This is a genomic window from Cellulomonas pakistanensis (assembly GCF_016862755.1).
GTDB classification, from domain to species: Bacteria; Actinomycetota; Actinomycetes; order Actinomycetales; family Cellulomonadaceae; genus Cellulomonas; species Cellulomonas pakistanensis.
In genome coordinates this window covers 45,538-58,001 of the sequence record NZ_BONO01000024.1, presented here as the reverse complement: position 1 = coordinate 58,001, position 12,464 = coordinate 45,538, and the positions used below count along the sequence as shown (strand labels likewise).

Genomic DNA, 12,464 nt, shown 5'->3' with positions numbered 1-12,464 from the left:
TCGCCACGCGCGACCGCGCCCGGGAACCCGGCCGTCTCGAAGGAGAGACATGAGCACGCACCAGCACGACTCGATCCCCGCCCGGCCGATGAGCCGGCGGTCGCTGATGAAGGCGCTCGGCGCCTCCACGGTGGCCGTGGGGCTGGGGACCGCCCTCGGGGCCTCCGGCGCGTCGGCCGCCGGCCTCGCGCCCGCGGCCGCGCCCACGACGGGGCGCACCCGCCTGGTCCCGGCCAACCGGATCGGCATCCAGCTGTTCACGATCCGCGACAAGGTCAGCTCGCTCGGCTTCCGGGCCGTGTTCGAGGAGCTCGGCCGGATCGGCTACGCGGAGGTGGAGTTCGCCGGCTACACCCAGGGCAACGTCGGGGCGATCACCCCGGCGGAGATCCGCACCCTGCTCGACGACAACGGCCTGAAGGCGGTCGGCTCGCACGTCAGCACCCAGCTGCTGCGCACCGACCTGGCCAACCAGATCGACATCGCCCACACGCTCGGCATGCCGCACCTCGGCACCGGCAACGCGCCGACCGGGACCGCCACGAAGGAGGGGTACCTGGCCGCCGCGGAGGAGTGGAACGGCTGGGGCGAGCAGGTCAAGGCCGCCGGCCTGAAGCTCTACCAGCACAACCACGACGGCGAGTTCCGGTTCGACCCGGTCGACCCGTCGGTCCGGCTCTACGACGTGTTCTACGACAACACCGACCCGGACCTGGTGTACCTGGAGATGGACATCTACTGGGCGTACGTCGGGCAGCACAAGTACCCGGGGTTCGAGCCGGTCGACTACATCCTGCGCAACCCGCGGCGCTACCCGCTGCTGCACCTCAAGGACGGCAAGGCCAACGAGGCCAGCGCCAACGGCTACGACATCATCGAGTTCGGCGCCGGCGACCTGCCGTACCAGCAGTTCCTGTCCCAGCTCCGCACGCGGGGCCAGCACTTCGGGCTCTACGAGCAGGACAACGCCGCGTCGGTGGCCGTGCCGCCGAACCCGCTCAACTCCCTCGGCAACGCCGACCGCAGCTACGACGCCATCGCCGGCCTGCGCGGCTGAGCGAGAAGGAGACACGGACATGAAGCGGATCTACTCGGTCCCGGCCGCGCTCGTGGGCGCGTTCGGGCTCGTGGCCCTCGGCAGCACGGTGGCGCAGGCGGCGACGACCGACTGCACCACCGACCTGGGGGACCAGACCATCACCGGCGACCTCGTCGTCCCGGCCGGCGCGACCTGCGTGCTCGCCGGCGCCACGGTCGAGGGCTCGATCACCGTCGGCGCGGACGGCTGGCTCGACGCCACGTCGGTCACCGTCACCGGCGACGTCGTCGCCACCGACCCGTACGGCGTCCTGCTGGACGGCACCCGGGTCGACGGCGACGTCAGCGCCTACACCGCGGGCTCGCGGGTCGGGTTCCTGTACCTCAACGACCTCGAGGTCGGCGGCAGCGTGGCGGCCGGCGGGCTCGACGTCGAGGTGACCGGCTCGGACATCGCCGGCGGCCTGACCACGCAGGCGGCGACGTACGTCGACCTGCTGCAGACGGGCGTCGGCGGTGAGGTGCAGATCGCCGACTCCGACTGGGGCGTGAACGTCGCCGGGGCCGTCGTCGGCGGCAGCCTGCACGTCACGGGCTCCAGCCGGGACGTGCTGATCGGCGCCACCGCGGACGGCGCCGCCGACACCTACGGCAACACGATCGGCGGCGACCTCGTGCTCACCGGCAACACCGCGAACCTGCGGGTGGCCGGCAGCACCGTCCTCGGCACCATCCGCCTCGCGGAGAACGACCCGGCCGCGGCGTTCGGCCCGGGCAACACCGCGGGCGGCGTCGACGGCGACCACACCGGCGACGCGCCGGGCGAGGTCGCCGGGGGCGACCAGGCGCTCTCGGTCACCGTGCCGGAGCAGCGGGCGGGCGAGCTCGTCTGGTCGCTCGAGGGCTCGTCCGGCCTCGTGAACCTCGGCGTCGCCGAGGAGCTCGAGGACCGGTACCGGGCGACCGGCGAGATCGTCCCGGTCCGGGTGCAGGACACCCGCGCGGGCGACCCGGAGTGGTCGATCACCGCGCAGGTCAGCGACTTCGTCGCCGGGGGCGAGACCCTGTCGTCGAAGTACCTGGGCTGGACGCCCGAGGTGCTCGAGAACGGCGGCGACGCCGTGGCCGGGCCCGCGGTGCCGTCCGGGTTCGAGGAGGGCGAGGGCCTGTCCGTCGCCCGCACGCTCGCCGAGGCCGAGGCCGGGCACGCCCGCGGCTCGTCCCTCGTCGGCGCGGACCTCGACCTGCAGCTCCCGCTCGACGCCCCGCAGGGCACCTACACCGCCACGCTGACGCTCACCGCGCTCAGCTGACGGACCCGCAGTCCCCGCTCCCGCCCGCCCGGTCCTCGTCCCGGGCGGGCGGGGGCGGACCCACCCGCTCCGCCGCGCGCCACCCGCGCCGAGCACGCGCCACCCGCACCTCGCACCACCCGCACCCGTCGTCACCGTCGACCCGGAGGCCCCGCCGTGACCCCGTCCCGCGTCCCCGCCGCCCTCGCCGCGCTGCTGGCCGCCGCCGCCCTCGGGCTCGGTGCCTCCGCGCCCGCCGGGGCCGCGCCCGCCGATGCCGCCGCGCGGGCGGTCGCCGTGCGGGCCGTCGGGCCGGTGCCGGCCGTGCCCGCCGCCGCCGTGCCCGCCGCCGTGCCGTCGGCCGCCGACCCGGCCGCGGACCCCGCAGCGCCGGCCGCCGATCCGGCAGCGCCGGCCGCCCCGGACCCGAGCACCCAGGTCACCTGGGGCGTGCGACCCGCGGACACCGTGCACGGCGCCGAGCGCCCCAACTTCGCGTACACCCTCCCGCCCGGCGGCACGCTCGCGGACGCGATCGTCGTGACCAACAAGGGCGACGCCCCGCTGTCCCTCGACGTGTACGCCGCCGACGGCTTCCTCACCGCGGACGGCACGCTCGACGTGCTGGAGGCGGGGGAGGAGTCCACCGCCCTCGGCGCGTGGGTCCGGGTCGAGACCCCCGAGATCGTCGTGCAGCCGGACGCCGCCGTCGAGGTGCCGTTCACCCTGACCGTCCCGGAGGACGCGCAGCCCGGCGACTACGCCGCGGGCGTCGTGTCCAGCCTGCTGGTCGAGAACGCCGAGGGCGTCTCCGTCGACCGGCGGCTCGGCTCCCGGGTCCACCTGCGGGTGTCCGGCGACCTCGCCCCGGCGCTCGCCCTGTCCGACGTGCGCGTCGACTACGACGCCGGCGGCAACCCCGTCGCCCCGGGCGCCGCGACGGTCTCGTTCACCGTCACCAACACCGGCAACGCGCGGGTCGCGCCGACCGAGGCGGTGCAGGTCGCCGGCCTGTTCGGCTGGGGCCGCGCGCGCGCCGAGGCCGTCGAGGTGCCGGAGCTGATCCCCGGCGCGTCCGTGCAGCGCAGCGTGCGGGTCGAGGGCGTCTGGCCGCTCGTCCGCACCTCCGCCCGGGTCGCGCTCGGCGGCGAGGTCGTCGCCCTCCCCGGCGCCGCGGCGACCGACGCCGCCCCCGCCGTGCCCGCCGTCGCCGCCTCCGCGGCCGCGTGGGCCGTCCCCTGGGCCGCCGTCGGCGCGCTCGCCCTGGTCGTCGCGCTGGTCGCCCTGCGGGTCGCCGCCGGCAGACGACGGAAGGTCCGGCACCAGCGCGCGGTCGACGCGGCCGTCGCCGACGCCCTCGCCCGGCAGGGGGCGACGACGTGACGTGACGACCCCGCGCCGGCGCACCACCCGCACCACCGAGCTCTCGACGAGGAGACGCACCATGACCCGCCCGATCACCCTGTTCACCGGCCAGTGGGCCGACCTGCCGTTCGAGGAGGTGGCCCGCCGCGCGTCGGAGTGGGGCTACGACGGCCTCGAGATCGCCTGCTGGGGCGACCACCTCGACCCCTGGCGCTGGGACGACGACGCCTACGTGCAGAGCCGGCTCGAGGTCCTCGACCGGTACGGCCTGAAGGTCTGGGCCATCTCGAACCACCTCAAGGGCCAGGCCGTCTGCGACGACCCGATCGACTTCCGGCACCAGGACATGCTGTCCGCCCGGGTGTGGGGCGACGGCGACCCCGAGGGCGTGCGGCAGCGCGCCGCGGAGGAGATGCAGCACACCGCCCGGCTCGCGGCGAAGCTCGGCGTCGACACCGTCGTCGGCTTCACCGGGTCGTCGATCTGGAAGTACGTCGCGATGTTCCCGCCGGTCCCGGCGTCCGCCATCGACGCGGGCTACCAGGACTTCGCGGACCGGTGGAACCCGATCCTCGACGTGTTCGACGAGGTCGGCGTGCGGTTCGCGCACGAGGTGCACCCGAGCGAGATCGCCTACGACTACTGGACGACCGTCCGGACCCTCGAGGCGATCGGGCACCGCGAGGCGTTCGGCCTCAACTGGGACCCGAGCCACATGGTGTGGCAGGACGTCGACCCGGTCGCGTTCCTCTGGGACTTCCGGGACCGGATCTACCACGTCGACTGCAAGGACACGAAGAAGCGGATGGGCAACGGCCGCAACGGGCGGCTCGGCTCGCACCTGCCGTGGGCGGACCCGCGCCGCGGCTGGGACTTCATCTCGACGGGCCACGGCGACGTCCCGTGGGAGGACGCGTTCCGGACGCTCAACAGCATCGGCTACACCGGCCCGATCTCGGTCGAGTGGGAGGACGCGGGCATGGAGCGGTTCCGCGGGGCGCCCGAGGCGCTGGCGTTCGTCCGCGGCCTGGCGTTCGACGCGCCCGAGGCCGCCTTCGACGCCGCGTTCTCCACCAAGGACGAGGCGTGACCGCCGACGCCCGCGCGCGCACCGGCCTGTGGCTCGTCGGCGCGCGCGGGTCGGTGGGCACCACCGCCGCGCTCGGCCTCGTGGCGCTGGCCGCCGGCCACGCGGGCGCGGCCGGCTGCGTGACGGCGTCGCCCGCGTTCGCGGGTCTGCCGCTGCCCGGCTGGGGCGACCTCGTCGTCGGCGGGCACGACGTCAGCGACGTCTCGCTCGCCAAGCGCGCGGAGGCGCTGGTCGACGCCGGGATGATCCCCGCGCCGCTGCTCGCCGCGACCGCGCACGCCCTCGACGTCGCGGACGCCGAGGTGCGGCCGGGACACCGCGGCCCGCTGGTGCCCGGCGGTTCGCAGCAGCAGGTGGCCGAGCGCCTGGCGGAGGACATCACGGCCTTCGCCGCGCGGCACGGGCTCGCCCGCGTGGTGGTCGTCGACGTGTCGTCCACCGAGCCGCCCGCGCACCCGAGCGCGGCGCACGACGACCCGGCCGCGCTGGCCGCCGCGGTCCGCGAGCCCGGGCGGGTCGTGCTGCCGCCCTCGTCGGTCGCGGCGTACGGCGCGGTGCTGGCGGGCGCCGCCTACGCCGGCTTCACGCCGTCCGCCGGGATGGGCCTGCCCGCGCTGCAGGCGCTGGCCGCCGAGGCGGGTGTGCCGGTCGCCGGGCAGGACGGCAAGACCGGCCAGACCTGGCTGCGCACGGTGCTCGCACCGGCGTTCGCCGACCGCGGGCTGCGGGTGCTGTCCTGGGCCGGGACGAACCTGCTCGGCGGGGGCGACGGGGCCACCCTCGCCGACCCGGAGGCGGTGCGGTCCAAGCTCGCGTCCAAGACGCGCGGGCTGCGCGACCTCACCGGGTCGGACGTCACCCCGCTGCACATCGACCACGTGCCCGACCTCGGCGACGTCAAGGTCGCGTGGGACCACGTGCACGCCGAGGGGTTCCTCGGGTCCCGGATCACCCTGCAGACCACCTGGTCCGCGTACGACTCCATGCTCGCGGCGCCGATGGTCCTGGACCTGGCGCGGCTGCTCGCGCTCGCGCACGCCGGCGGGGTCGCCGGGGTCGTGCCGGAGCTCGGGTTCTTCTTCAAGGACCCGTGGGGCTCGGACCGGCACGCCGCCGCGGACCAGGCGGACGACCTCGTGCGCTGGGCCCAGGGGCTGGCGGCGTGAGGCCGGCCACCGGCGGGCCGGCGGTGCTCCCGCGCGAGGTCGTCGGTTCCGCGCTCGGGGCCCCGGCGCGACCGACGACCTCGCGCGGAACCGACGACCTCGACGGGGCCTCGCCCGGTGCGGCCGCGCGGGGCACCCTGCGCGACCACCTCGAGCTCGTCCGCGCGCCCGCGGTGCTGACCGTGCTGGGGGACACCGTCGCGGGGGCGTCGTCCGCCGGGCTGCCGCTCGCCGGCCGGCGGGCGCTGCTGCCGCTGGCGTCCGCGTGCCTCTACGCGGGCGGCATGGCGCTCAACGACTGGGCCGACCGCGAGGTCGACGCCGTCGAGCGGCCCGAGCGCCCGATCCCGTCGGGGCGGGTCACGCCGGGGCGCGCCCTGGGCGTGGCGGCGGTGCTCGGCGCCGCGGGGCTGGCTCTGGCCGCGGCCGGCGGCGGCCGTCGCTCGCTCGCCGTCGCGGTCCCGCTCGCGGGGTGCATCTGGCTGTACGACGCCCGGCTCAAGGACACCGCCGCCGGACCGGTCGCGATGGCGGCGTGCCGGGGCCTCGACGTCCTGCTCGGCGCGGGTGTCGCCCACCTGCGCGCCGCGGCGCCCGCGGCCGCCGCGCTCGCCGCGCACACCGCCGGCGTCACCGTGCTGTCCCGCGGCGAGGTGCACGGCACGACCCGCGCGGTCGCCGGTGCGGTGGCGGCGGGCTCGCTCGCGGTGGCGGGCGCGGCCCTGGGTTCGCGCGCCGTCGAGTGGAAGATCCTGCTCGACACACCCGCGGCGTGTCGGGCAGGATCGTCCACTCGACCCCCGGTCGGCACCCGCGCGACGATCGCCGCCGCGCTGGCCGCCGCCGCGTACCTCGCGCAGTGCCTGCCCGCCCAGGTGCGGGCCGCGCGGACGCCGACGGCCCCGGCCGCCCGCGCCGCCACCGGCGCCGGCATCCGGGCGATGATCCCGCTGCAGGCCGCGTGGGCGGCGCGCGCCGGGCGGCCCGGTGCCGCGCTGGTGCTCGGCGCCGTCGCCGCCGCGGGCGCGCTGCTGCGCCGGGCCACCGGCCCGCGGGCGGTGAGCGAGACGTGACCGGCCTCCCGTTCGCCCTCGGCTACGGCACCAACGGCCTCGGCGACCACCCGCTGCCCGCGGCGCTCGACCTGCTCGAGGAGTCGGGGTACGACGCCGTGGCGCTGACCCTCGGCTTCCCGCACCTCGACCCGTGGGCCCCCGCCGCCGACCTCGCCGCCCTGCGCGACCGGCTGGCCCGCGCGCACGGCGGCCGCGGGATGCGGGTCGTCGTGGAGACCGGCACCCGGTACCTGCTCGACCCGCGCCGCAAGCACGCCCCGGCGCTCGTCGACGCCGACGCCACGCCCCGGGTCGCGTACCTGCGCCGGGCCGTCGAGGTCGCCGCCGCGCTCGGCGCCCCGGCGGTCCAGCTGTTCTCCGGCGTCCGGGGCGCGGACGTGCCCGCGACCGCCGCCGACCACCGGCTGCGCGAGCGCCTGCCCGGGCTGGTCCGGCACGCCGGGGACCACGGCGTCCGGCTGGCCCTCGAGCCGGAGCCCGGCATGCACGTCGAGACCGTCGCGGACGCCCTGCGGCTGCGCGCCGACCTCGGCGACCCGGCCGCCCTCGGCCTGACCGTCGACGTCGGGCACTGCCTCGTCGTCGAGCCCGGCGGCGTCGCCGGCGCCCTCGCCGCCGCGGGGCCGCACCTCGCGCACGTGCAGATCGACGACATGCCGCGCACCCACCACGACCACCGGCCGTTCGGGGAGGGCGACCTCGACCTGCCGGCGGCCCTGTCGGCGCTGGCGACCGCCGCGGCCGGGGCGTACGCGGGGGTCGTCTCCGTCGAGCTGCCCCGGCACTCGTGGGACGCGCCGCGGCAGGTCCGCGCCTCGTCCGCCGCGATCCGGGCGGCGTGGGTGCGGGCGACCGACCACGCGCCCGACCCCGACCCCCTGCCCGAACCCGCTCGCTGAGAGGGAGTGACCCCGTGACGCCGATGACGTCGTCCGACCCCGCCGCACCACCCGCCGCCCCGACGGGCGCAGTCCCTGCCGCCCCGTCCGGCGCGGGCGTCGCGGCACGACCGCCCGCGGCCCCGCCGGCGGCATCTCCGTCGCCCGCCGGCCCGCCGGCCGCAGCCCCGCCGGCCGCAGCCCCGCCGCCCCCAGCCCCGTCCTCCGCCGACTCGCCGGCAGGCCCGCGCGCCGCGACGCCCACCGCCGTGGTCGCCGCCGCGCGCGCCCCGCACGCCGGCTGGCTCGCCGACGCCCTCGCCGAGGTCCGGCGTGACCCCCGCGCCGCCGACGGCGTGTTCCCGCTCGCCGGCCGCCGGGTCGGCCGCGACCCGCTGCGCCCCGGCACCGACCCGGCCGGCGTCGTGCACGGCACCGTCGACGACGCCGCGCGCGCGGCGGTCGTCCTGGCCCTGGACGCCGCCCACCGCGGCGACGCCCAGCGGCTCGCCGAGCACCTCGCCGACCTGTACCGCGAGGGCGACACCGCCGAGCGCCGCGGGGTCCTCCGCGGCCTGGACGTCCTGACCCTCGCCGCGGGGCGCGACCTGCCCGGGCCGCTCGTCGCGGTCGGCCGGGACCTGGCCGCGGACGCGCTCCGGGCCAACGACACCTCCCTGGTCGCCGCCGCGGTCGGGCCGTTCGCCGCCGCGCACCTCGACCAGCACACCTGGCGGCACGCCGTCGTGAAGCTGGTGTTCCAGGGGACCAGCCTCGACGCGGTCGCCGCGCTGGACGAGCGGGCCGACGACGAGCTGGCCCGGATGGCCCGCGACCTCGCCGCCGAGCGCCGGGCCGCCGGCCGCGCCGTCCCCGACGACCTGGCCCGCCTGACCGCCCCGGCCCCCGCCGCCGACCGCGGCCCGGGCGCCGACGACCCGGGCGGCTTCGTCCCCGCCCCGACCCGCACCGCCGAGACCGAGGAGCCGTGATGCGCATCTTCGACCCGCACGTCCACATGACCAGCCGGACCACCGACGACTACGAGGCGATGTACGCCGCCGGCGTCCGCGCGATCGTCGAGCCCGCGTTCTGGCTGGGGCAGCCGCGGACCAGCGTCGGCTCGTTCGTCGACTACTTCGACGCCCTGCTCGGCTGGGAGCGGTTCCGCGCGGCGCAGTTCGGCATCCGGCACCACGCGACGATCGCCCTCAACCCGAAGGAGGCGAACGACCCCCGGTGCACCGAGGTCCTCGACCTCATCCCGCGGTACCTCGCGAAGGACGGCGTCGTCGCGGTGGGCGAGGTCGGCTACGACGCGATGACGCCCGCCGAGGACGAGGCGTTCGCCCGGCAGCTCGCCCTCGCGCGGGACGCCGGGCTGCCCGTCCTCGTGCACACGCCGCACCGGGACAAGCAGGCCGGCACGCGGCGGACCCTCGACGTCGTGCGCGAGTCGGGCCTGCCGCCGGAGCACGTGCTGGTGGACCACCTCAACGAGACCACCGTCGCCGCGGTCCGGGACGCGGGCGCGTGGGCCGGGTTCTCCATCTACCCCGACACCAAGATGGACGAGCACCGGATGGTCGCGATCCTGCGCGAGTACGGCACCGAGCGGATGATCGTGAACTCCGCCGCCGACTGGGGCCGGTCCGACCCGCTGAAGACCTGGCGCACCGGGATGACGATGCTCGAGCAGGGCTTCACCGAGGACGACGTCGACCGCGTGCTGTGGCGGAACCCCGTCGAGTTCTACGGGCAGTCCGGCAACCTCGTGCTCGACCCGGTCCCGGGCTTCGTCGCGGAGGCTCCTCCCGCGCCGGCGACGTTCGAGGGCTCCTCCGTGCTGCGCGGGGTACGCGCATGACCATGCCGCTGTCCTACTGCACCAACGTCCACCCGGCCGAGGACCTCGACGGCGTGCTGGCCCAGCTCGACCGGTACGCCGGGCCCGTGCGCGAGGCGGCGGGGCTCGACACCCTCGGCGTCGGGCTGTGGCTGCCCGCCGACCTCGCGCACCGGCTGGCCGCGAGCCCGGCCGACCGCGACCGGCTGCGGGCGGCCCTCGCCGCGCACCGGCTGACCGTGCACACCCTGAACGCGTTCCCGTACGGCGGCTTCCACGCCGAGGTCGTCAAGCACGCGGTGTACTCGCCGACCTGGGCGGACCCGGCTCGTGCGGCGTACACGCTGGCGTGCGCCGAGGTGCTCGCCGACCTGCTGCCGGACGGCGTCGACGGGTCGATCTCCACCCTGCCGCTCGCCTGGCGCGAGCCGTGGTCGGCGGCCGACGACGCCGCCGCGACCGGCGCGCTGGCCGAGGTCTCGGCCGGCCTCCGCGACCTCGCCGCGCGCACCGGGCGGACCGTGCGGCTCGCCGTCGAGCCCGAGCCCGGCTGCGTGCTCGACACCGTGGCCGACGTGGTCGGCTGGCTCGAGCCGCGCCTCGGCACCGCGCCGGGGCGGATCGACCCCGAGCACGTCGGCGTCTGCCTGGACACCTGCCACCTGGCCGTGTCGTTCGCCGACCCGGTCGCCGCGGTGCGCCGCATCCGGCAGGCGGGCCTGCGGGTCGTCAAGGTGCAGGCGTCCGCCGCCCTGCACGTCGAGCAGCCCGCCGACCCGGCCTCGCGCGCGGCGGTCGCCCGGTTCGCCGAGCCGCGCTACCTGCACCAGGTGCGCGAGCGCAGCGGGGGAGTCGTGCGCCGGGCCGACGACCTGCCCGACGCGCTCGCCGAGCCCGGCGGGCTGCCCGGGGACGGCCCCTGGCGGGTCCACGTGCACGTGCCGCTGCACGCCCGCCCGGCACCGCCGCTGTCCGCCACCACCGACGTCCTGCGCGACGCCGTCACCGCCGTCCTGCGCGGCCCGCACGGCGACGCCGCGCACCTCGACGTCGAGACCTACACCTGGGCCGTCCTGCCCGACGACCTCGCGGCACGCGCCGCGGACGACCTGGTGGCGGGGATCGCCGCCGAGGTCCGGTGGGCCGCCGACCACCTCGACCGCGCGTCCTGGTGGGACGAGGACCAGGACGCCCACGAGGGTCCCCACGAGCACCGCACCGTCCACCGGAGGACCGCATGAGGCCCCTGCTGCTGCTCGACGTCGTCGGGCTGACCCCGCGCGCCCTGACGCACATGCCGCGCCTGTCCCGCCTCGCCGACGGCGGCTGGCGGGCCGGCCTGCGCACGGTGCTCCCGGCCGTCACCTGCTCCGTGCAGTCGACGATGCTGACCGGCCTCGCCCCGGCGCAGCACGGCGTCGTCGGCAACGGCTGGTACTTCCGCGAGCTCGGCGAGGTGCACCTGTGGCGCCAGCACAACCGGCTGGTCGCGGGGGAGAAGGTCTGGGAGACCGCCCGCCGTGCCGAGCCGGGGTACTCCGCCGCGAACGTCTGCTGGTGGTACGCGATGGGCATGTCCACCGACGTCACCGTCACGCCCCGGCCGGTCTACCACGCCGACGGCCGGAAGTCCCCGGACGCCTACGTCCGCCCGCCGGCCCTGCACGACGAGCTGGTCGACCGGCTGGGCGACTTCCCGCTGTTCCAGTACTGGGGTCCGACGGCGTCGATCGCCTCGACCGAGTGGATCGTCGCGGCCACCCGGCACCTCATGGCGACGCGACCCGCGGACCTGACGATGGCGTACGTCCCGCACCTCGACTACGACCTGCAGCGGTTCGGGCCGCTCGACCCGCGGGCCGACGCCGCGGCGGCCGAGCTCGACCGGGCGCTGACCCCGCTGCTGGACGACGCCGAGGCCCGCGGTGCCACCGTGCTCGCGGTGTCGGAGTACGGCATCGAGCCGGCGTCCCGACCGGTGCACCTCAACCGGCTGCTCCGCGAGGAGGGCCTGCTGCACGTCTACACCCAGGCGAACGGCGAGCAGCTCGACCCGTGGACCTCCCGGGCGTTCGCCGTCGCCGACCACCAGGTGGCGCACGTCTACGTCGCCGACCCGGCCGACGTCCCGCGCGTCGCGGCGCTGCTGCGGGGCGTGCCCGGCGTCGACGAGGTGCTCGACCGCGCCGCGCAGGCCCGGTACGGCCTCGACCACGAGCGGTCCGGCGAGCTCGTCGTCGTCGCCGAGCCGGGCGCGTGGTTCACCTACTACTTCTGGCTCGACGACGACCGGGCGCCCGACTACGCGCGGGGCGTCGACATCCACCGCAAGCCGGGCTACGACCCGGCCGAGCTGTTCTTCGCCGACGGCGCCGCCAAGGCGCGCGCGGGGCTGAACCTGCTCAAGAAGAAGCTGGGCCTGCGGTACGCCATGTCGACCACGCCGCTCGACCCGGCCCGGGTGGCCGGCAGCCACGGGCGGCTGCCCACGTCGGTGGTCGACGCCCCCGTCGTGCTGTGCTCCGACCCGGACGTGCCGCCGACCGTCGCGGCCGCGCTGGCGGCGGGCGACGCGGTGCCGGCGGCGGCGATCCGCTCGGCGGTGCTCGAGCTGCAGGGCCTCGGGGCGGCGGCCGCAGTCTGACCTGCCCACCGCCCGGTTCTCGCGCCGCCGGATCGATCGGCCGGCGGCGCGAGGGTCCGGGGGCCGCGG

11 protein-coding genes are annotated in these 12,464 nt (G+C 77.2%); all 11 read left to right on the top strand.

Annotated elements, in window-relative coordinates:
* Positions 1-49 precede the first annotated feature (49 nt).
* The 11 genes from Cpa01nite_RS14865 to Cpa01nite_RS14815 all read left to right on the top strand — a co-directional run bounded on the left by Cpa01nite_RS14865 (position 50) and on the right by Cpa01nite_RS14815 (position 12,395).
* On the top strand, positions 50-1,057 hold the full coding sequence (locus Cpa01nite_RS14865; protein ID WP_239068815.1) for a sugar phosphate isomerase/epimerase family protein: 1,008 nt from the start codon (positions 50-52) through the stop codon (positions 1,055-1,057).
* 19 nt (positions 1,058-1,076) lie between these two features.
* A complete protein-coding gene (locus Cpa01nite_RS14860) occupies positions 1,077-2,351 on the top strand; it encodes a hypothetical protein (protein WP_203669528.1) in 1,275 nt (424 codons plus the stop codon).
* Positions 2,352-2,507: 156 nt separating this feature from the next.
* Positions 2,508-3,713, top strand: coding sequence for a COG1470 family protein (locus Cpa01nite_RS14855; protein ID WP_203669527.1), 1,206 nt, complete (start codon positions 2,508-2,510; stop codon positions 3,711-3,713).
* A 61-nt stretch (positions 3,714-3,774) separates the two neighbouring features.
* Positions 3,775-4,785: a sugar phosphate isomerase/epimerase family protein gene (locus tag Cpa01nite_RS14850; protein WP_203669526.1), complete on the top strand. Its 1,011-nt coding sequence runs from the start codon at positions 3,775-3,777 to the stop codon at positions 4,783-4,785.
* Entirely contained in the window at positions 4,782-5,951 is a 1,170-nt protein-coding gene (locus tag Cpa01nite_RS14845) for an inositol-3-phosphate synthase (RefSeq protein WP_203669525.1), read from the top strand. Before Cpa01nite_RS14850 ends, Cpa01nite_RS14845 begins: the two co-directional genes overlap by 4 nt.
* Positions 5,948-7,024: an SCO3242 family prenyltransferase gene (locus Cpa01nite_RS14840; protein WP_239068814.1), complete on the top strand. Its 1,077-nt coding sequence runs from the start codon at positions 5,948-5,950 to the stop codon at positions 7,022-7,024. The genes Cpa01nite_RS14845 and Cpa01nite_RS14840 overlap by 4 nt, the downstream gene beginning before the upstream one ends.
* Complete coding sequence (locus Cpa01nite_RS14835; RefSeq protein WP_203669524.1) at positions 7,021-7,926, top strand: sugar phosphate isomerase/epimerase family protein; 906 nt, start codon at positions 7,021-7,023, stop codon at positions 7,924-7,926. Before Cpa01nite_RS14840 ends, Cpa01nite_RS14835 begins: the two co-directional genes overlap by 4 nt.
* Positions 7,927-8,174: 248 nt before the next feature.
* Positions 8,175-8,897, top strand: a complete 723-nt coding sequence (locus Cpa01nite_RS14830; RefSeq protein ID WP_203669523.1) for an EboA domain-containing protein — start codon at positions 8,175-8,177, stop codon at positions 8,895-8,897.
* Positions 8,897-9,772 carry a TatD family hydrolase gene (locus Cpa01nite_RS14825; protein ID WP_203669522.1) on the top strand — a complete coding sequence of 292 codons (876 nt, stop codon included), beginning with the start codon at positions 8,897-8,899 and terminating at the stop codon, positions 9,770-9,772. The genes Cpa01nite_RS14830 and Cpa01nite_RS14825 overlap by 1 nt, the downstream gene beginning before the upstream one ends.
* On the top strand, positions 9,769-10,992 hold the full coding sequence (gene eboE / locus Cpa01nite_RS14820; protein ID WP_239068813.1) for a metabolite traffic protein EboE: 1,224 nt from the start codon (positions 9,769-9,771) through the stop codon (positions 10,990-10,992). Before Cpa01nite_RS14825 ends, eboE begins: the two co-directional genes overlap by 4 nt.
* A complete protein-coding gene (locus Cpa01nite_RS14815) occupies positions 10,989-12,395 on the top strand; it encodes an alkaline phosphatase family protein (RefSeq protein ID WP_203669521.1) in 1,407 nt (468 codons plus the stop codon). Before eboE ends, Cpa01nite_RS14815 begins: the two co-directional genes overlap by 4 nt.
* Positions 12,396-12,464: the final 69 nt, after the last annotated feature.

Coding starts and splice junctions, on each gene's coding strand:
- Cpa01nite_RS14860 (WP_203669528.1), top strand. CDS start 1,077: ATGAAGCGGATCTACTCGGTCCCGGCCGCGCTCGTGGGCGCGTTCGGG.
- Cpa01nite_RS14865 (WP_239068815.1), top strand. CDS start 50: ATGAGCACGCACCAGCACGACTCGATCCCCGCCCGGCCGATGAGCCGG.
- Cpa01nite_RS14815 (WP_203669521.1), top strand. CDS start 10,989: ATGAGGCCCCTGCTGCTGCTCGACGTCGTCGGGCTGACCCCGCGCGCC.
- eboE (WP_239068813.1), top strand. CDS start 9,769: ATGACCATGCCGCTGTCCTACTGCACCAACGTCCACCCGGCCGAGGAC.
- Cpa01nite_RS14850 (WP_203669526.1), top strand. CDS start 3,775: ATGACCCGCCCGATCACCCTGTTCACCGGCCAGTGGGCCGACCTGCCG.
- Cpa01nite_RS14825 (WP_203669522.1), top strand. CDS start 8,897: ATGCGCATCTTCGACCCGCACGTCCACATGACCAGCCGGACCACCGAC.